The organism is Natrialba hulunbeirensis JCM 10989 (assembly GCF_000337575.1).
In the GTDB taxonomy this organism is placed as follows: Archaea; Halobacteriota; Halobacteria; order Halobacteriales; family Natrialbaceae; genus Natrialba; species Natrialba hulunbeirensis.
The window spans coordinates 1-16,553 of record NZ_AOIM01000008.1; the positions used below are offsets into that span (position 1 = coordinate 1).

At 63.3% G+C, this 16,553-nt stretch carries 25 protein-coding genes, 1 tRNA gene and 2 pseudogenes; 17 read left to right on the forward strand and 11 right to left on the reverse strand.

The window, feature by feature from the left end; all coding sequences use genetic code 11:
* Positions 1-208, reverse strand: a pseudogene (locus C483_RS01120) (hypothetical protein); the annotation flags it as partial.
* 171 nt (positions 209-379) lie between these two features.
* On the opposite strand from C483_RS01120, the gene pyrF reads away from it, so the two are divergent.
* A complete protein-coding gene (gene pyrF / locus C483_RS01125; protein WP_006651509.1) occupies positions 380-1,231 on the forward strand; it encodes an orotidine-5'-phosphate decarboxylase in 852 nt (283 codons plus the stop codon).
* 63 nt (positions 1,232-1,294) lie between these two features.
* Here pyrF and C483_RS01130 read toward each other — a convergent pair whose 3' ends face one another.
* Both C483_RS01130 and C483_RS01135 read right to left on the reverse strand, forming a co-directional pair.
* On the reverse strand, positions 1,295-1,633 hold the full coding sequence (locus C483_RS01130) for a hypothetical protein (RefSeq protein ID WP_006651510.1): 339 nt from the start codon (positions 1,631-1,633) through the stop codon (positions 1,295-1,297).
* A gap of 10 nt (positions 1,634-1,643) precedes the next feature.
* The gene (locus tag C483_RS01135) at positions 1,644-1,829 is read right to left on the reverse strand and encodes a hypothetical protein (RefSeq protein WP_006651511.1); all 186 of its coding nucleotides are present in this window, start codon (positions 1,827-1,829) and stop codon (positions 1,644-1,646) included.
* 137 nt (positions 1,830-1,966) lie between these two features.
* Here C483_RS01135 and C483_RS01140 point away from each other — a divergent pair, with 137 nt between their 5' ends.
* Both C483_RS01140 and C483_RS01145 read left to right on the forward strand, forming a co-directional pair.
* Entirely contained in the window at positions 1,967-3,568 is a 1,602-nt protein-coding gene (locus C483_RS01140) for a GTPBP1 family GTP-binding protein (protein WP_006651512.1), read from the forward strand.
* A gap of 117 nt (positions 3,569-3,685) precedes the next feature.
* Positions 3,686-4,021: a hypothetical protein gene (locus C483_RS01145; RefSeq protein ID WP_006651513.1), complete on the forward strand. Its 336-nt coding sequence runs from the start codon at positions 3,686-3,688 to the stop codon at positions 4,019-4,021.
* Here C483_RS01145 and C483_RS01150 read toward each other — a convergent pair.
* The 8 genes from C483_RS01150 to C483_RS01185 form a co-directional block, all read right to left on the reverse strand.
* Positions 4,018-4,404, reverse strand: a complete 387-nt coding sequence (locus tag C483_RS01150; protein ID WP_006651514.1) for a hypothetical protein — start codon at positions 4,402-4,404, stop codon at positions 4,018-4,020. The genes C483_RS01145 and C483_RS01150 overlap by 4 nt on opposite strands.
* A gap of 125 nt (positions 4,405-4,529) precedes the next feature.
* Positions 4,530-5,216 (reverse strand): HAD family hydrolase, encoded by a 687-nt coding sequence (locus C483_RS01155; RefSeq protein WP_006651515.1) that lies wholly within the window; start codon positions 5,214-5,216, stop codon positions 4,530-4,532.
* A gap of 76 nt (positions 5,217-5,292) precedes the next feature.
* Entirely contained in the window at positions 5,293-5,817 is a 525-nt protein-coding gene (locus C483_RS01160) for a hypothetical protein (protein ID WP_006651516.1), read from the reverse strand.
* Positions 5,818-5,861: 44 nt separating this feature from the next.
* Positions 5,862-6,794 carry a methenyltetrahydromethanopterin cyclohydrolase gene (gene mch, locus C483_RS01165; RefSeq protein WP_006651517.1) on the reverse strand — a complete coding sequence of 311 codons (933 nt, stop codon included), beginning with the start codon at positions 6,792-6,794 and terminating at the stop codon, positions 5,862-5,864.
* Between the two features lie 103 nt (positions 6,795-6,897).
* A complete protein-coding gene (locus tag C483_RS01170) occupies positions 6,898-7,107 on the reverse strand; it encodes a heavy-metal-associated domain-containing protein (RefSeq protein WP_006651518.1) in 210 nt (69 codons plus the stop codon).
* A gap of 84 nt (positions 7,108-7,191) precedes the next feature.
* Positions 7,192-7,506, reverse strand: coding sequence for an MTH1187 family thiamine-binding protein (locus C483_RS01175; RefSeq protein WP_006651519.1), 315 nt, complete (start codon positions 7,504-7,506; stop codon positions 7,192-7,194).
* A gap of 153 nt (positions 7,507-7,659) precedes the next feature.
* Complete coding sequence (locus C483_RS01180) at positions 7,660-8,025, reverse strand: HalOD1 output domain-containing protein (protein ID WP_006651520.1); 366 nt, start codon at positions 8,023-8,025, stop codon at positions 7,660-7,662.
* Positions 8,026-8,448: 423 nt separating this feature from the next.
* Positions 8,449-8,519, reverse strand: a tRNA-Gly gene (locus tag C483_RS01185).
* 288 nt (positions 8,520-8,807) lie between these two features.
* Here C483_RS01185 and C483_RS01190 point away from each other — a divergent pair.
* The 14 genes and pseudogenes from C483_RS01190 to C483_RS01255 form a co-directional block, all read left to right on the forward strand.
* Positions 8,808-9,752, forward strand: coding sequence for a putative RNA uridine N3 methyltransferase (locus tag C483_RS01190; protein WP_006651521.1), 945 nt, complete (start codon positions 8,808-8,810; stop codon positions 9,750-9,752).
* A 4-nt stretch (positions 9,753-9,756) separates the two neighbouring features.
* Positions 9,757-10,779, forward strand: a complete 1,023-nt coding sequence (locus C483_RS01195; protein ID WP_006651522.1) for a 50S ribosomal protein L3 — start codon at positions 9,757-9,759, stop codon at positions 10,777-10,779.
* 3 nt (positions 10,780-10,782) lie between these two features.
* Complete coding sequence (gene rpl4p / locus C483_RS01200) at positions 10,783-11,535, forward strand: 50S ribosomal protein L4 (RefSeq protein ID WP_006651523.1); 753 nt, start codon at positions 10,783-10,785, stop codon at positions 11,533-11,535.
* Positions 11,532-11,786 carry a 50S ribosomal protein L23 gene (locus C483_RS01205; protein WP_004213654.1) on the forward strand — a complete coding sequence of 85 codons (255 nt, stop codon included), beginning with the start codon at positions 11,532-11,534 and terminating at the stop codon, positions 11,784-11,786. Before rpl4p ends, C483_RS01205 begins: the two co-directional genes overlap by 4 nt.
* A 2-nt stretch (positions 11,787-11,788) precedes the next feature.
* The gene (locus C483_RS01210) at positions 11,789-12,511 is read left to right on the forward strand and encodes a 50S ribosomal protein L2 (protein ID WP_006651524.1); all 723 of its coding nucleotides are present in this window, start codon (positions 11,789-11,791) and stop codon (positions 12,509-12,511) included.
* The gene (locus C483_RS01215) at positions 12,508-12,933 is read left to right on the forward strand and encodes a 30S ribosomal protein S19 (protein WP_006651525.1); all 426 of its coding nucleotides are present in this window, start codon (positions 12,508-12,510) and stop codon (positions 12,931-12,933) included. Before C483_RS01210 ends, C483_RS01215 begins: the two co-directional genes overlap by 4 nt.
* 7 nt (positions 12,934-12,940) lie before the next feature.
* Positions 12,941-13,438: a 50S ribosomal protein L22 gene (locus tag C483_RS01220; RefSeq protein WP_006651526.1), complete on the forward strand. Its 498-nt coding sequence runs from the start codon at positions 12,941-12,943 to the stop codon at positions 13,436-13,438.
* The gene (locus C483_RS01225; protein WP_006651527.1) at positions 13,438-14,430 is read left to right on the forward strand and encodes a 30S ribosomal protein S3; all 993 of its coding nucleotides are present in this window, start codon (positions 13,438-13,440) and stop codon (positions 14,428-14,430) included. Before C483_RS01220 ends, C483_RS01225 begins: the two co-directional genes overlap by 1 nt.
* A complete protein-coding gene (gene rpmC, locus C483_RS01230) occupies positions 14,430-14,642 on the forward strand; it encodes a 50S ribosomal protein L29 (RefSeq protein WP_006651528.1) in 213 nt (70 codons plus the stop codon). Before C483_RS01225 ends, rpmC begins: the two co-directional genes overlap by 1 nt.
* Before the next feature lie 13 nt (positions 14,643-14,655).
* Complete coding sequence (locus C483_RS01235) at positions 14,656-15,060, forward strand: ribonuclease P protein component 1 (RefSeq protein WP_006651529.1); 405 nt, start codon at positions 14,656-14,658, stop codon at positions 15,058-15,060.
* Entirely contained in the window at positions 15,051-15,494 is a 444-nt protein-coding gene (locus C483_RS01240) for a 30S ribosomal protein S17 (RefSeq protein ID WP_006651530.1), read from the forward strand. Before C483_RS01235 ends, C483_RS01240 begins: the two co-directional genes overlap by 10 nt.
* Positions 15,494-15,892, forward strand: a complete 399-nt coding sequence (locus C483_RS01245) for a 50S ribosomal protein L14 (protein WP_004213668.1) — start codon at positions 15,494-15,496, stop codon at positions 15,890-15,892. Before C483_RS01240 ends, C483_RS01245 begins: the two co-directional genes overlap by 1 nt.
* Before the next feature lie 8 nt (positions 15,893-15,900).
* The gene (rplX, locus tag C483_RS01250) at positions 15,901-16,278 is read left to right on the forward strand and encodes a 50S ribosomal protein L24 (RefSeq protein ID WP_006651531.1); all 378 of its coding nucleotides are present in this window, start codon (positions 15,901-15,903) and stop codon (positions 16,276-16,278) included.
* Positions 16,275-16,553 (forward strand): annotated as a pseudogene (locus tag C483_RS01255) (S4 domain-containing protein); the annotation flags it as partial. The gene rplX and the pseudogene C483_RS01255, both read left to right, overlap by 4 nt.

Genomic DNA, 16,553 nt, shown 5'->3' on the forward strand with positions numbered 1-16,553 from the left:
ACGGCGTCTCGGCGGAGTCAGTGCCGCCGAGCAGTGACCTGATTCCGAAACTGGTTCCGCTATCAGTGTCGGACTGTGCCGTCCCGCCAGCCCGCGTCGTGAGTTGTGTGCCGGTACTGGGGCCCGTCCCACGCCGAAGTGTCGACTGTACGTGGTCACGAACGCGACCGAACTGCAACAACGGCTTCATCTTCCGGCGAATGTCCATACATGGTGTATGTAGAATGACTCCGAAGTAGATGCCGTCTAAAATATTTGGTGGCCGTCCGTGTGACCCGTCCACTCACTGCATATCGATTGCACACCGCCTTGTCGTTCTCGTTCACCGTGTTGGGGCCGGATAGGAAGCTTTTCCACCTCCGCGGAGCCACTCGCGTGCATGAACTTCTTCGACCGCCTGCACGACCGCATCCGAACGGTCGACAGCGTCGTCAGCGTCGGCCTCGATCCAGACCCGTCTCGCATTCCCGACCACCTCGCCGACTACGATCTCCCGCGATGGGCGTTCAATCGCCGCATCATCGACGCAACCCACGAACACACTGCAATCTACAAACCGAACGCCGCCTTCTACGAGGACCCCGACGGCTGGGCCGCGCTCGAGGAGACCATCGCCTACGCCCACGGCAAGAACGTCCCCGTCCTGCTCGACGCCAAGCGCGCGGATATCGGGAACACGACCCGCCAGTACGCCCAGGTTCTCGAGAAAGTCGACGCGATTACGGTCAACCCCTACATGGGCAGGGACTCGCTTCAGCCGTTCCTCGCGGACGAGGAGTCGGGCGTCTTCATCCTCTGTCGCACGTCGAACCCCGGCGGCGCGGACATCCAGGACCTCGAACTCGAGTCCGGCGAACCGGTCTACGAGCGGGTCGCTGCACTCGCGGATCTCTGGAACGAGAACGACAACGTCGGCCTCGTCGTCGGTGCGACGAAACCCGAGGAACTCGAAGAACTCCGCGAACAGGTTCCCGACCTGCCGTTCCTCGTCCCTGGTGTGGGCGCACAGGGCGGCGACGCCGAGGCAGCCGTCGAGTTCGGACTGGCGAACGGCGTCGGGCTGGTGAACTCCTCGCGTGGGATCATTTTTGCGGGTGAAAATAGCGAGGCGCAAAGCGCCTCGAACAGTCGAGCGGCGGAGCCGCGAGACGACGATGGCGAGGAGTTCGCCACAGCGAGCGGCCAGGCGGCGAAGCGACTCAAGAAGCGGCTTAATCAGTATCGGGACTGAGCCGACGACCCATTCAGTACAGCGGTCTTTCTCCACCTCACCGCTCCGACCCAACTGTAGCGCTCACTCGTTCTGAGTCGTACTCGAGTCCGGGTTTGAGTCTGAGCCCGAGTTCGAATCCACACCCCCACAGCCCGACTCGACGACTCGACCGATCACACGCCCCTCGCGTACTCGATCCGTAATCTCGACCACAACGTCGACCTCGACCGGAACAGTGTCCGCCTCCGACTCCGCATGCGATTTCTCAGCACTGAACACCTCACGCTCGACGACGATCGGAAGCGGACTGGACTCGAGTGGATGTGCTGCGACGAGGTCCCCGTCGCGCTCCTCGAGTTCAACGTGGAATCGTTCGCCGACACCGACGGCGGACTCGAGTTGGTTACGGATCGAAGTCACGAGTGGGACCTCAAAACCGGTGGATATCCACGTCGTCCGCGTTTGGATCTCGGCCCGGTTCGGCCTGTGCTGCACAGTCGGCACAGAGGCCCTTCCCGCGTTCGTAGTGTTGCCCGCAGGCGAGCGTGCCGCAGTTGTCACAGCGCTCCTGGGCCGGGCGCGATTCGCAGATCTGACAGAGGCCGCTGACGCTCATACGGACAGTACGGGCTCGAGTACCTTGAAACTGGAGCCGGCGTCAGCCTCTCGAGGATGTCATGCAACCATGCATAGTGTGTGGAATGGTAACTAGCGACGAGAAGGCTTTTGCCGTGTGACCCGCTACCGGTTGGTATGAGCCGTGACCGGGCTCTTCTCGAGCGAGCCCTGGACCGTGGCGAACAGGACGGTGGCAGCGTCGAGTTCAAGGAGCGGCTCTCACGCGACGTTCATCTCGAGAGTGGGCGACGCGAGAGCCTGGCGGCCCAGCTTCGACACCGACTGCTCTCCGGCGACGGGGAGGCGACCTACGTCGTCGGCGTAACGGACGACGGCGGACTCGCCGGCATCGATCCCGATACCTTCTCCGAGACGATGGACGTTCTCTCGTTGCTCGCCGAAGAGGCCGACGCACACATCGATGACGTCCAGACCTGGGGGGTCAACCAGGGCCTGGTCGGCGTCGCGACGATCAACGAAGGCAGTGTTCTCGAAACGGACGATGAACACGTCGTCGTCGGCACGGCGGGACACGTCGACCACGGCAAGAGCACGCTCGTGGGGTCGCTCGTCACCGGGAACCCCGACGACGGCGACGGTGCGACGCGCTCGTATCTCGACGTCCAGCCCCACGAAGTCGAACGCGGGCTCTCCGCTGACCTCTCCTACGCAGTCTACGGCTTCGACGAGGACGGCCCCGTCCGCGTCCGCAATCCCAACCGGAAGGCAGACCGCGCGGGCGTCGTTGAGGAGGCGGACCGCCTCGTCTCGTTCGTCGACACGGTGGGCCACGAGCCGTGGCTGCGAACGACGATCCGCGGCCTCGTCGGGCAGAAACTCGACTACGGGCTGCTGGTCGTCGCCGCCGACGACGGTCCCACCAGAACGACCCGCGAACACCTTGGTGTCCTGCTCGCGACCGAGCTCCCGACGATCGTCGCGATCACGAAAACCGACGCCGTCAGCGACGAACGCGTCGAGGACGTCGAACGCGAAGTCGAGGGGCTCCTCCGAGAGGTCGAGAAGTCGCCGCTCCGAGTTTCGCGCCACGGCGTCGACACCGCAATCGAGGAGATCGGCGAGCGCGTCGTCCCCATCGTCGAGACCAGCGCCATCACGATGGAGGGCCTCGACACGCTCGACGAGCTCTTCGACCGACTCCCCAAGACTTCACAGGACACCGGCGAGTTCCGGATGTACGTCGACCGCAGCTACTCGGTGACCGGCGTGGGCGCGGTCGCCTCGGGAACCGTCAAATCCGGCGAGGTCGAGGCCGGCGACGAACTCCTGATCGGGCCGATGCCAGACGGCCGCTTCCAGGAGGTCGAGGTCCGCTCGATCGAGATGCACTACCACCGGGTCGACCAGGCCCAGGCCGGCCGCATCGTCGGCATCGCGCTCAAAGGTATCAAGGAAAGCGCGATCGAACGCGGGATGGTCCTCCTGCCTCAGGACGCCGATCCGGACCCGGTCCGCGAGTTCGAGGCCGAAGTCATGGTACTCAACCACCCAACCCGGATCGGCGACGGCTACGAACCCGTCGTCCACCTCGAGACGATCGGCGAAGCGGCCGCGTTCCACCCCGACGAAGGCCGGCTCCTGCCGGGCGATACGGGCGAAACCACCGTCCGGTTCAAGTTCCGACCCTACCTCGTCGAGGAGGGCCAGAAGTTCGTCTTCCGCGAAGGCCGGAGCAAAGGCGTTGGGACGGTGACTGACGTGCAGCCACTCGAGTAGCACTGCTCGCACATACCACCCGAACACGCCACCCGCACACCGCCGGAACCCGGTCACCCCGCGGCCCCATCGTTCTGTTCCGACACACTTTTCGACGAGCTGCCACCTCGTTCGGCCATGCTCCCTGACTCCCCGTCGGATCGCCTGTGGTGGGCGATCAGTGAATCGTTCGTCCTCTTCGGGATCTTCCTGTTCTGGGTCGTCGTTACAACTGTCATGACGATCGCGGTCCGACTATTCTTCCTTCCGTTCGAACTGCTCGACATCGTCGTGCCACCGATCCCTGCATTTGTCCAGACGATAACTGGGTTCTGGAGTCTCGTTGTTCCACTGGCGGTGCTCACTGGCTTGCTCTACATCACCGTCCGCGGCGGGACGCTGCTCATCGATTACTACTCCGATCACGGTGGTCAGCAGGAGCACCAGGATAAGCTCCCCCACCAGTCGAACTAATCGTCCCCGATCCGACCCATTCCCACCGGGTGGTCACCGATCACCGACCCACCCAACGTCACCGCATCCGGGTGCATGAAGAGAATCACATCCTCCGGCATCGACACGTCCGTCCAGAGCTGGCGTTCGAGAAACGGCATCGATTCGACCGCGAGCTCATCGGCCAGCAGGCGGCGCTCGAGTACCCGCCGATTGTTCGGATGGAGGTAGAACTCACAGGTGGTTGGATCGGTCCGGGACTCGAGTGCGTCGAATAGCTGTCGACAGACATCGATCACGTCGGGTGCGTCGACGGTAACGAGCGACGGCTCGGGGCCGTTTGTACTCCCAGTCTCTCGGATTTCTTCGACGACGGACTGGAAGTTGATCGCGTGGTTGGTCATAGTGTGATCTGCGCATCAATCGAGTAAAGTCGGCCGATTCCTGGTTCCTGCTCCTGGCTCTGAACCGTCGACACAACGCCAGCAAGTGACGGAGAATCCCGAACTTCGAACTTCGGACTCCGGACTCACCACGGCGGCGTCGCCAACTCTTCGAGCGAGCCCAGCGTGTGCGTGGGTTCGGGAGTCGGCTCCGACGGCACGTCGCCGGTCGCTGGAATCCACACCGACCGGAGTCCAGCCGTCCGAGCGCCCGCGATGTCCGACGAAAGCGAGTTCCCAATGTAGACCGCGCGCTCCGGGGTGGACTCGAGTTGCTCCAGCGCGAGGTCGAACGGTTCGGCCGCGGGTTTCGGCGCTGTGTCGTAGCCGGCACAGACGACGGTCTCGAATCGGTCGTCGAGACCGATCGCCTCGAGTTTCGTCCGCTGCATCTCGGGTGGGCCGTTCGTGATCAGCCCGAGTCGGTACTCTCCGGCGAACTGGTCGACGACCCGCCGTGCCCCTGGCAGCGGTTCGATGCGCTCCTGGTCGCGAAGTTCCTCGAACGCATCCGCGACTGCCTCGCCTGCTGCACGGTCGTGGCCCGCAGCGACGGTCAGGTCGCCGAAACACTGTCGTCGAAGGTCGAGAATATCTGTACTGTCTGCGAGGTAGTCACGGTAGCGGTCGTAGTACGCGCCGATGTCCCAGCACTGCGAGACGCCAGCGCGTTCGAACGCCGCCGAGAGCACCGCAGCGCCATCCTGGCTGTAGGTACACAGCGTGTCGTCGAGATCGAAACAGACGACATCGGTATCGGTCGGCTCAGTCACGGCTGCTGGGTTGTCGTGTCTCCTGATAAAATGCGCTGTCTCCAAACGCCCTCGATCCCAATTCTGTCCTCCTTCTCTACTGTGGGTCGACAGCCGGCCAGTACCTGCGTTCGTCCTCGGCTAGCACTCGTTCCGCGAGTTCGAGCAACACAGCCCACTCGAGTACCCGCCCCACGCGCTCGCGTTGGACCGGTCGGCGCGAGGCTGCATCGACGCGTTCTGTGACAGTCGCCGCTGACAGCGGGCCGTCAGCAGCGCCGAGCACGTCGAGCACTGTCTGTGCGCCGTGGACACGCTCGCGGAACGCCGTCTGGATCGCGGCTAACTCGAGTTCTTGCTCTGTCCGGCGATAACCCTCCGCCCCGTCGACGGCGAGTTCGAGCGCGCGAAGGAAGGTAAGCCAGGTTGCGGCATCGTCTCGCTCCTGGATCTGCGCGCCGTCCACCCCGTCGGTTCGGTCGAGAACCCGCACACAACAGTCCGGCGTGTCTGCCGCCTCGGCTTCCGTGGCCGGAAGGGTGGCCCGGACTGTGGCGATGGACTCGAGTGCGTCCTCGGAGTCGTGGGGTGGCTCTGGAATCGGTTTGAACGTGAGGGACATGTGGTGGTGTTGTGCTGTATTGATGCGTTTGCGCGCGCACCTGCTCAGAGATCGAACGACTCCGCAACGAGTTCCTCGTCGCGCTCGCCGTGAACGTAGGTTGGGCCGCCGAGCACGTCGATGGTTACCGTCGCGGGCGCGAACAGATCCGACGGAACCTCCTCGAAGTTCCAGTCGAGGTCGTCGAAGATATCGCCGAACGGCCGGCCGTGCTCGTCAGCGGCTGTCGACGGCACCGAGTCGAAGATGTCTGCATCCTCACGAACGGTGATATGTGCCGACCCGCCGTAGGCGATTGCATCGTTCGTGCGCGCGATGGCCGTCCGCTCGTCATCCGGCACTGGTGCAACCGGCGCGCGGCCCGTCGCCGAGACGATGTCGTGCAGGTCGTAGCCCAGTTCGGCGAGCCGGAACGTCGCGAGCTCGGCCGCGCGTGCGGCGTTCGTGATGCTCCCGGCGAGGCTGGCCGTCGGGTAGGCAAGCAAGAAGACGCTGCTCGTCTCGACTTCGGCGAGTTCGGCGACCTGCTCGGACGCCGATTCGGTCGGGTGGTCCTCGGTCTCGACGGCGAGCGCCGTCAGATCGAACGCGTCCGTGTAGCCGACGCGGCGGAACTCCTCCTCCTCGGCGACAAGCGCCCGTGCAGGTCCGCTGCCGAGCCCCTCGAAGTCCTCAGTGATGAGCTCCCAGCCGGCTTTCTGCGAACAGAGCAGCGAGAGCGCTGGCTGGTCGGTCGCGAGCTCGATGTACGGGATCGTCGCGCCGCCGAGTTCGCCCAGTTCGTAGCTCGGCGTCGCCAGCCCCGCCGTCTGGATCTCCGTCAGCAACAGTCCTGCCTCGATCCCACCGTCGAACTCGAGTCCGAAGTCGAGCACAGTCGACTCGGTGTCGAGATCGTAGCCGCCGATATTGAGTTCCTCGGCGTACTCGAGGGCTTCGTCGACCAACTCGATCGCCATTCGGTTGAGACTCTCCATAGGCTACGCTTCAGCGTCCGGCATAAAACAGTTTGCCAGTTGCAGTCTGACTCGCGTCAGACGCTCGGTGCGAACAGAGTCGGTTGCCGCAGCGAACTGGTGGTCAGACTGCCGGCTCGTAGCCAGCGTCGGCGATGGTGTCCGCAATCGTGGATTCGTCGATGGCCGCGTCATCATGTTCGACGCGGACCTCGTCTGCCTCGTGGTTCGCCGTTACGGACGAAACGCCCTCGAGCGACTCGACGGCGTCGATGACGTTCGATTCACAGCCCCCGCAGGACATGCCGGTTACCTCGAGTGTTGTCTGTTCCATACGCGCCGTTCGTGCCTGTTCTGGTTGAACCTTGCGCTCACAGCGGTCGGTCTCCGCCAGTAGTGGCCCTACTCGTCTGTTGCCCTATTCGTCCGTGCTCATCGGCTCTCGCCCCAACTCGGCCGCGACGGCATCGACCTTCTCGGCGGCAGTCGCCTCGCGCGTGCGCTTATCATCGATTTTCAACACAGTGCTCACACGATCACCGTCGACAGCATCGTGTGCCGCCTGCGCGGCCGCAAAGAGTTCGTCCGTACTTTCGGCTTCGATCACGGTCCCCATCGGGTTCGTCTCGTACTCGACGTCGTACTCCTCCAGGGCGTCGACTGCCTTCGCGACCTCCGCGGACATGCTGTCTTCGATCACCGGTGCGACGCTCAGGAGTGCGATTACGGTCATAGCGGTTGTGTCTCCCCACGTCCGGTGTCATCCTAAAACCGTCCCCTTGGGATCGTGTGGCCACTCACGAGTCTGCCTCCGGTCTGACTGTGACTCCCGGCTCCAAAAAACGCACCAGAATGCCGCCCATACCGCCCACAACCCAGCGGCGCGTTAGCGCTGTGGCTGTGGACGCGGTCGACCCGCACTCGCCTCCGAGGGCGGGTAGATAATCACGTCACCGTTCGCGTACACGTACACCTCGTGCTCGAGTGCCGTGAACGCGACGTGGCCGCCGGATCGCTCGGTGCCGTCTGCCTTCGACGCGAAGAGTCGGTTGAGCGCGTCTGGATCGACGCTATCGTACAGGGAGAACTCCCCCTGGGAGACGTCGGTGTCCGCGATCGACGAGAGCGCGTGGACGATCGTCGTCGTAATTAACGCGCTCCCCTCGGGATCGTGCTGGAAGACGTACCGGTCGTTCGTCTGGTCGTACTGGTGATCGGCCGCGCCGTCTGCGGGTGAGCATTCCGTTTGCATAGGAGAAGTGGTGCGGTCGTCTATACCCTCGTATCCCGTTCTGGCATAAAACTCACTCGGTCGTGATATCGGTTGACATTCCTGACGACACGTGCTGCTGACTGGTTCGTTTCCGTGGGCTTCTCGTCAGGCGAGGACTGGCGGGTTTTGAGGCACCGTACTCGAGTCGGTTTCGGACTGAGCAGAGGGTAGAAGCGGATTTCACAGCCGGTTCAGATGGCGTCCGTTCCGACAGCTGGACGAGCGGTTTCCTTCGAAATACCGCGCTGGCTGGGATTTGAACAACACGAAGACAGTTCTGCTCGCTCACTCCGTTCGCTGTGCGGGCTGTGACTTCTCTCGTTCAAATTCAGTGCGACTTCACGACTCACGGGTGACGAGCACACGCTACGCGGTGCTCGTCGAAATTGTTCGTCGTAGAAATGCGCTGGCTGGGATTTGAACCCAGGTTGTGACCATGGCAAGGTCACGTGATACCACTACACTACCAGCGCCCTGTTGCACTTACATCTACTGCCGGAGGGATGTATAAGGGTTGCGAATCGATCCACCATCGGCATGCCTGCCCATGCCGATATTTCCGGCCCGAGTTGCCAGGTGGCGGAAATACTTTCCGCGATGCATAACTGAGGCAACTACTCACCGAAACCAAGTGTGTGCCTGTTCGGCACGAATTCACGAGTGTGAGGCGTTCACAGCCGCAATCGAATCCGCTATTCTTTTAAGACCTTGAGCGCAACACATCGCTACAGTCTAGTGACGCGGCGCCGAAGCGTCACGGCATGACCATCAGCGTACTCGTGCCGTCGTCGCTCACTCGGGAGGCCGAGGACAAACGCGAGGCAACTCGCAAGCTCGGATACGTCGCCCGCGCGGCGACGATCTTCCGTGTTGACCGCCTCATCGTCTACCCAGATCGGGCAGGCGACACGGGGCGATTCGGCGACGGGTTCGTAAGCACCGTCTTGCGATACGCCGCAACGCCCCCATACCTCCGCAACGAGGCATGGGGGATGCGGGACGAACTGGAGTATGCGGGCGTCCTGCCCCCGCTCCGCGCCACGTCACAGACCGGCTCCGAATCAGACGGTTCGGGGTCGTTAAGACAAGGGATCGTGACCGAGGTCGGACCTGATCAACGCGTGCGGGTCAATTGCGGCTTGCAACACCCGATCTCCCTCAACGTACCGCCGAAAATGGCGGTCTCCGAGGGAGAGCGCGTGACTATCAGGATCTCTTCGCGACGACCGGTCCGGGCGAAACTCGTCGACGAGCCCCTCCCGGGGCTTACCGTCGAGCGGACGGACCTTCAGGCGGCTCTCAGCCGTGAGGACGCCGGCGTTCGAATTGCGGCTTCCCGATTCGGTGCAGAACTCACCGTCGGGCGGCTCGGAACGCTGGCCGGACACACAGAACGCGATACTACCCGCGACGGATACACAATCGCGTTCGGTGCGCCCGAGAGAGGGCTGCCTGCCATCCTCGAACTCGAGGATACCACCGTCGAGTCGTTGTCGGCATGGCCATCGTGGCTTGCCGATGACGAAGACGGAGTCGAACCCACATCGGCAGCCGGCGACGACGATACTGTCGCTGCAGAGACCGATGCAGCCGATCCAGGAGGGTTCGACCTCTGGCTGAACACGGTTCCGGACCAGGGAAGCGGCGTCGTGCGAACGGAAGAGGCTCTGTTCGCCACGCTCGCTCCCCTCTCACTCAGAGAGTGATAGAATGCCACAACCAAACGCACCACGCAAAGGCTCACTCGGGTTCGGCCCACGACAGCGCGCCTCCTCGGAGGTTCCGCGCTTTAACTCGTGGCCGGACGACGACGGACAGCCGACGCTCCAGGGCTTCGCGGGCTACAAGGCCGGCATGACCCACGTTGTGATGGTCGACGACAAGTCGAACTCGCCGACCGAGGGAATGGAAGAGACCGTTCCCGTCACGATCGTGGAGACGCCGCCAATGCGCGCCGTCGCCCTGCGTGCGTACGAAGACACGCCATACGGTAAGCAACCGGTCACCGAAGTCTGGACCGACGAGTTCGTTCCTGAACTCGACCGCGTCCTCGACCTTCCCGGTGACGACTATGACACCGACGCTGCCGCGGACGAGCTCCGCGGACTCCTCGAGGAGGGACGCGTCGACGACGTTCGCGTCATCACGCACACGGTTCCGGGGGACGTTCCCTCGATGCCGAAGAAGAAGCCGGACGTGATGGAGACGCGCGTCGGCGGCGGCTCTGTTGAGGAGCGCGTCGACTACGCCCTCGAACTGGTCGAGGAAGACGGTGGCGAGCACGTCATGAACGACGTGTTCCGCGCCGGCGAGTACGTCGACGCCAGCGGTGTCACCAAAGGAAAGGGGACCCAGGGTCCCGTCAAGCGCTGGGGCGTCCAGAAGCGCAAGGGCAAGCACGCCCGGCAGGGATGGCGCCGCCGCATTGGCAACCTTGGCCCCTGGAACCCGTCCCGCGTCCGGTCGACGGTCCCACAGCAGGGACAGACCGGCTACCACCAGCGGACGGAATTGAACAAGCGCCTCGTCGACATCGGCGACGGTGCCGACGCGACGGTCGACGGCGGCTTCGTCAACTACGGCGAAGTCGACGGACCGCACGTGCTGATCAAGGGCTCGCTCCCCGGGCCGAACAAGCGCCTCGTGCGCTTCCGCCCGGCGATCCGACCTGGAGACCAGCCACGCCTCGATCCCGAGGTTCGCTACGTCTCCACCGCATCTAACCAGGGATAACACATGGAAGCAACAGTACGAGACCTGGACGGCTCCGACGCGGGTTCGGTCGACCTCCCGGCGGTCTTCGACACACAGTACCGCCCGGACCTGATCGCCCGCGCCGTTCGCGTCGCCCAGGCAAACCGCAAACAGGACTACGGTGCCGACGAGTTCGCCGGCAAGCGAACGCCGGCCGAATCGTTCGGCAGCGGCCGCGGCATGGCCCACGTCCCACGACAGGACGGACGCGCACGACGCGTCCCGCAGGCTGTCAAGGGTCGCAAGGCACACCCGCCAAAGGCCGAGAAGGACTGGTCTGAATCGATCAACACGAAAGAAAAGAAACTGGCCGTCCGCAGCGCTATCGCTGCGACGACCGACGCCGAAATCGTGGCCGAACGCGGTCACGCGTTCGATGACGACGCCGAGATTCCGGTCGTCGTCTCCGACGAGTTCGAAGACCTCCACAAGACGCAGGAGGTTGTCGAGTTCCTCGAGGCAGCAGGCCTCGCGGACGACATCGAGCGTGCAGACGAGGGTCGAAGCGTCCGCGCCGGACAGGGGAAAGCCCGTGGCCGGAAGTACAAGACGCCGACGTCGATCCTCTTCGTCACGTCGAGCGAGACCGGCCCATCCCGTGCGGCCCGGAACCTCGCTGGCGCAGACGTCGCGACGGCCGCCGAGGTCAACGCGGAAGATCTCGCCCCTGGCGCACAGCCAGGTCGACTGACCGTCTGGACCGAAAGCGCACTCGAGGAGGTGGCAGACCGATGAGCACACTGATCGAACACCCGCTCGTGACGGAGAAGGCGATGAACGACATGGACTTCGAGAACAAGCTCCAGTTCGTCGTCAATCCCGACGCCACCAAGCCCGAGATCCGCGACGAAGTCGAAGAGCGCTTCGAGGTCTCGGTCACGGACATTAACACACAGGTAACGATGAAGGGCAAAAAGAAGGCAATCGTCAAACTCGCCGAGGATGACGACGCCCAGGAAGTCGCCTCGCGCATCGGGGTGTTCTAACGATGGGACGACGCATTCTCGGACAACGACGTGGTCGCGGTACCCCCACGTTCCGTGCCCCGTCGCACCGATACAAGGCGAAGCTCGAGCACAAGAAAGAGGAAGACGACGACGTGATCCGCGGGACCGTCGTGGACATCGAACACGACCCCGCCCGCTCTGCACCCGTCGCCGCCGTCGAGTTCGAAGACGACGACCAGCGGCTCGTGCTCGCCCCCGAGGGCATCTCGGTCGGCGAGGAACTACAGGTTGGTGTCTCGGCAGAGATCAAGGCCGGCAACACGCTCCCACTCGCAGAGATTCCGGAGGGTGTCCCGGTCTGTAACGTCGAGGCAAACCCGGGCGACGGCGGTAAGTTCGCCCGTTCGTCGGGTGTCAACGCGGACCTGATCACCCACGACCGCAACGCTGCGGTCATCCAGCTCCCAAGCGGCGAGGTCAAGCGCCTCGATCCGCAGTGTCGTGCAACCATCGGCGTTGTCGCCGGTGGCGGTCGCACGGAGAAGCCGATGGTCAAGGCAGGGAACAAGTACCACAAGATGAAGGCCCGAGGCACGAAGTGGCCTCGCGTCCGCGGTGTTGCGATGAACGCCGTCGACCACCCATTCGGTGGTGGCGGCCGCCAGCACCCCGGCAAACCGAAGTCCGTCTCGCGGGATGCCCCGCCAGGGCGGAAGGTCGGTGACATCTCCTCGCGCCGTACCGGACGAGGTGGAAACAAATGAGTCAGGAGTACCGAACCGGCCGTGAGGGTGAGGAGTTCACCTACCGCGGTCACACGCTCGACGAGCTGCAGGATCTGGAGCTCGAAGAGGTTGCGGAACTGCTGCCCGCACGCAAGCGGCGAAGTATCACGCGCGGTCTCTCCGTCGAGAAGCAGAAGCTGCTGGAGAAGGCCCGCGGCAAAGACGAGCAGGAGACGGCAAACGCGCCGATCCGAACGCACCTGCGAGACATGCCGGTGCTGCCGGAGTTCGTCGGACTGACCTTCGAGGTCTACAACGGCCAGTCCTTCGAGCGCGTTCGCGTCGAGCCCGAGATGATCGGACACTATCTCGGCGAGTTCCGACTGACCCGCACGTCCGTCGAGCACGGACAGGCAGGGATCGGTGCAACTCGCTCGTCGAAGTTCGTCCCACTGAAGTGATCCACGCATGGGAATCAACTACTCAGTCGACGCGGACCCGAACACGACCGCGAAAGCGATGCTTCGGGAGCGTCACATGAGCCACAAGCACAGCAAGGAGATCGCCCGCGAACTCAAGGGCCGAACCGTCGGCAACGCGCAGGCGTACCTCCAGGACGTCATCGACGAGAAGCAGTCGGTGCCGTTCAAGTCGCACAACACCGGTGCCGGCCACCGATCTGACATCGAGGGCTGGGACGCGGGCAAGTACCCAGAGAAGGCCTCGGAGGCCTTCCTCGACCTGCTCGAGAACGTCGCAGCCAACGCCGACAGCCAGGGATTCGACGGCGAATCCATGGAGATCGCACACGTCGCCGCCCACAAGGTCGGCGAATCGGTCGGTCGCAAGCCCCGCGCAATGGGGCGTGCCTCGGCGTGGAACACACCGCAGGTCGACGTCGAGATCGTCGTCGAAGATGTCGACGAGACTGCCGAGGAAACCGAGGACGCGGAGGGTGACAACTAATGGCTGACGAACAACAGTTCATCGAAAACGGCCTGCAGCGGTCCCAGATTGACGAGTTCTTCCAGGAAGAACTCGGCCGCGCGGGCTACGGTGGCATGGACGTCGCCAAGACGCCGATGGGAACCCAGATCGTCCTCAAGGCAGAGAAGCCCGGGATGGTCATCGGCAAAGGTGGCGAGAACATCCGGAAAGTGACGACCGCACTCGAGGAGAAGTTCAATCTCGAGGATCCACAGATCGACGTGCAGGAGGTCGACGAACCCGACCTGAACGCACGCATCGTCGCGGACCGTCTCGCAAACGCACTCGAGCGCGGCTGGTACTTCCGAAAGGCCGGTCACACGACGATCGACCGGATCATGGAAGCCGGTGCGCTCGGCGCAGAGATCGTCCTCTCCGGAAAGGTCACGGGTGCACGCTCGCGCGTGGAGAAGTTCAACCGTGGCTACATCAAGCACAACGGCGAGCCTGCAGAGGAAATCGTCGACGAGGGCCAGGGAACGGCCGTCATGAAGCTTGGTACGATCGGTGTTACGGTGAAGATTATCCCGCCAAACGCCGAGCTGCCGGACGACTTCCAGATTCACGAGGACATGGATCCGGAAGAACTCGTCCCCGAAGCCGTCGAGGCCAACGAGGCCGAGGGTGTCGAGGAGCTTCTCGAGGGCGAACCCGAGGAGGCCGAGGCAGCCGACGAGGGCGTCGAAGCTGCAGCCGACGAGACTGTCGAGACCGCAGCGGACGACGAAGCGGAGCTCGACGAGGAAGTCGTCGAAGAAGTCATCGAAGAGGAAGTTGCGGCTGACGATGACGAAGACGACGCCGATGCAGACGCAGACGCTGATGCTGACGCCGATGCTGACGCTGACGACGAAGACCTCGAGGAACTCGAGGAGGACGTCGAAGCAGAGGCTGAGGAACTTGTCGAGGAGATGGAAGCGGACGCTGACGCCGACGCTGACGACGAGGAAGACGAAGGAGGTGACGCCTGATGGCAATTCTCCACGTCGAAGAAATCCGCGACATGACGCCAGCCGAACGCGAGGAAGAACTCGAGGAACTCGAGACGGAACTGCTGAACCAGAAGTCCGTCCTCGCCGCCGGTGGTGCGCCGGAGAATCCAGGCCGAATCGGTGAACTCGGTCGGACGATCGCGCGGATCAAGACGGTCCAGCGTGAGGAAGGCGATCACGACGACGAATAACAGAGAGATTACAATGGCACTGACACCCGAGACACTGCCGCGACACGAACTCAACGGACTGCCGGTCCGCGTCGTCGAGAGTGACGACGACGCCCGCGAGGGACTTGAGGGGCGGGTCGTCATCGAGACGACCAACACCCTCTCGATCGAAGTTCGGCGCGACGGCGAGTCTCGGGTCGTCATGGTGCCAAAGTCGGGCTCGGTATTCGAGTTCGCGATCACAGATGAAGCCGCCGACTCCGCGAAGGAGTCGGGGACCACGTCCAAACTGGCCAACACTCAACCTGCGGAGACCGAGCAATCGGATGTCGCAGACCGAGCTGGCGAGGGCGTGGCCTACGTTACGGTCGATGGATCGCGGCTGCTCTCACAACCCGCTCGACGCACGGAAACAAGTGGTGACTCACCATGGCAATAGGACTAGACGTTGAAACCCCTCCGGAACCAGCAAACCCGGAGGAATACGACTACGAGAAGTGTCCGTTCTACGGCGAGCTCTCCGTTCGAGGTCAGATCCTCGAAGGACAGGTCGTCTCGACGGACATGGACAAGACCGTAGTCGTCGAACGAGAGTACGATGTAGCGGTTCCGAAGTACGACCGCTACATGAAGCGACGCTCGCGCATTCCGGCACACGTGCCGGGCGTGCTCGAGCCGCTCTCGGTCGGTGACACGGTCAAGATCGCAGAGACCCGACCACTGTCGAAGACGAAATCGCACGTGGTCGTCGAAGTAACTCAGGAAGCGACTGCCGAGGACGTGGCAGCGCTGACCGGCGAGAGCGAGCCGGACCCACAGCTGTCCGCCGATGATCTCGACGGTGAGGACGCTGAGGACGAAGGTGATGCCTGATGGAGGCAATGAAAGCCGACGTCACTCAGGGACTCAAGAAGGGCTCGCTCGTGACGTGTGCCGACAACACCGGCGCACGTGAGCTCAAGGTCATCAGTGTCTCGGGCTACCACGGCACCAAGAACCGCCAGCCGAAGGCGGGACTCGGTGACAAGGTCACGGTCTCCGTGACCAAGGGTACCCCAGAGATGCGCCGCCAGGTTCTCGAGGCCGTTATCGTCCGCCAGCGGAAGTCGATCCGCCGACCGGACGGGACGCGTCTGAAGTTCGAGGACAACGCGGCGGTCATCATCGACGAGAACGAAGAGCCCCGTGGTACGGAGATCAAGGGGCCGATCGCCCGCGAAGTTGCAGAGCGCTTCGGAGCAATCGCATCTACCGCGACGATGATCGTCTAAGAATAGTTATGAGCAAACAACCACACAAACAGCGAATCCAGACGGAGCGTGCGCCGCTGCACAAGCGACAGAAGCAGCTTCACGCGACGCTCTCGGACGAACTCCGCGAGGAGTACGACACTCGTCGAACCCGCGTCAACGCGGGGGACACGGTCGAGGTCATGCGCGGTGACCACGCTGGCGAGGAAGGTGAAGTGCTTCGAGCGATCCTCGAAGACGGCACCATCCACGTCGAGGAGGTCACGGTCGAGACGGCAGACGGCGAAGAGGTTCCACGCCCGCTCGACCCATCGAACGTTCGCATCACCGAGCTCGACCTCGAAGACGAGCGTCGCGAGGCACGCCTCGAAGGCGATGCAGACGACGCAGAAGGTGATAGTGAATGACGAAACACCAGAAACGACTGTCAGTACCGAAGTCCTGGCCGGTCGAACGCAAGACTGAGGTCTTCACGGTCAAGGCCGGCGCTGGTCCCCACGGCGAAGAGGGTGTTCCCCTCGTCGTTCTCCTGCGGGACGTACTCGGCTACGTGGACTCGAAGAAGGAAGCCCGATACGCGCTGTCTGAGGACTCGATCCTCATCAACGGCGAGCCGATCAACGACGAACAGCGTCCGATCGGTATCTTCGACATCATTGCGTCTGTCTCTTATACACATCTC

Bases quoted from the DNA above. Each gene is read 5' to 3' on its own strand.
- pyrF (WP_006651509.1), top strand. From the start codon at position 380: ATGAACTTCTTCGACCGCCTGCACGACCGCATCCGAACGGTCGACAGC.
- C483_RS01135 (WP_006651511.1), bottom strand. From the start codon at position 1,829: ATGAGCGTCAGCGGCCTCTGTCAGATCTGCGAATCGCGCCCGGCCCAG.
- C483_RS01140 (WP_006651512.1), top strand. From the start codon at position 1,967: ATGAGCCGTGACCGGGCTCTTCTCGAGCGAGCCCTGGACCGTGGCGAA.
- C483_RS01145 (WP_006651513.1), top strand. From the start codon at position 3,686: ATGCTCCCTGACTCCCCGTCGGATCGCCTGTGGTGGGCGATCAGTGAA.
- C483_RS01150 (WP_006651514.1), bottom strand. From the start codon at position 4,404: ATGACCAACCACGCGATCAACTTCCAGTCCGTCGTCGAAGAAATCCGA.
- C483_RS01160 (WP_006651516.1), bottom strand. From the start codon at position 5,817: ATGTCCCTCACGTTCAAACCGATTCCAGAGCCACCCCACGACTCCGAG.
- mch (WP_006651517.1), bottom strand. From the start codon at position 6,794: ATGGAGAGTCTCAACCGAATGGCGATCGAGTTGGTCGACGAAGCCCTC.
- C483_RS01170 (WP_006651518.1), bottom strand. From the start codon at position 7,107: ATGGAACAGACAACACTCGAGGTAACCGGCATGTCCTGCGGGGGCTGT.
- C483_RS01175 (WP_006651519.1), bottom strand. From the start codon at position 7,506: ATGACCGTAATCGCACTCCTGAGCGTCGCACCGGTGATCGAAGACAGC.
- C483_RS01180 (WP_006651520.1), bottom strand. From the start codon at position 8,025: ATGCAAACGGAATGCTCACCCGCAGACGGCGCGGCCGATCACCAGTAC.
- C483_RS01190 (WP_006651521.1), top strand. From the start codon at position 8,808: ATGACCATCAGCGTACTCGTGCCGTCGTCGCTCACTCGGGAGGCCGAG.
- C483_RS01195 (WP_006651522.1), top strand. From the start codon at position 9,757: ATGCCACAACCAAACGCACCACGCAAAGGCTCACTCGGGTTCGGCCCA.
- rpl4p (WP_006651523.1), top strand. From the start codon at position 10,783: ATGGAAGCAACAGTACGAGACCTGGACGGCTCCGACGCGGGTTCGGTC.
- C483_RS01205 (WP_004213654.1), top strand. From the start codon at position 11,532: ATGAGCACACTGATCGAACACCCGCTCGTGACGGAGAAGGCGATGAAC.
- C483_RS01210 (WP_006651524.1), top strand. From the start codon at position 11,789: ATGGGACGACGCATTCTCGGACAACGACGTGGTCGCGGTACCCCCACG.
- C483_RS01215 (WP_006651525.1), top strand. From the start codon at position 12,508: ATGAGTCAGGAGTACCGAACCGGCCGTGAGGGTGAGGAGTTCACCTAC.
- C483_RS01220 (WP_006651526.1), top strand. From the start codon at position 12,941: ATGGGAATCAACTACTCAGTCGACGCGGACCCGAACACGACCGCGAAA.
- C483_RS01225 (WP_006651527.1), top strand. From the start codon at position 13,438: ATGGCTGACGAACAACAGTTCATCGAAAACGGCCTGCAGCGGTCCCAG.
- rpmC (WP_006651528.1), top strand. From the start codon at position 14,430: ATGGCAATTCTCCACGTCGAAGAAATCCGCGACATGACGCCAGCCGAA.
- C483_RS01235 (WP_006651529.1), top strand. From the start codon at position 14,656: ATGGCACTGACACCCGAGACACTGCCGCGACACGAACTCAACGGACTG.
- C483_RS01240 (WP_006651530.1), top strand. From the start codon at position 15,051: ATGGCAATAGGACTAGACGTTGAAACCCCTCCGGAACCAGCAAACCCG.
- C483_RS01245 (WP_004213668.1), top strand. From the start codon at position 15,494: ATGGAGGCAATGAAAGCCGACGTCACTCAGGGACTCAAGAAGGGCTCG.
- rplX (WP_006651531.1), top strand. From the start codon at position 15,901: ATGAGCAAACAACCACACAAACAGCGAATCCAGACGGAGCGTGCGCCG.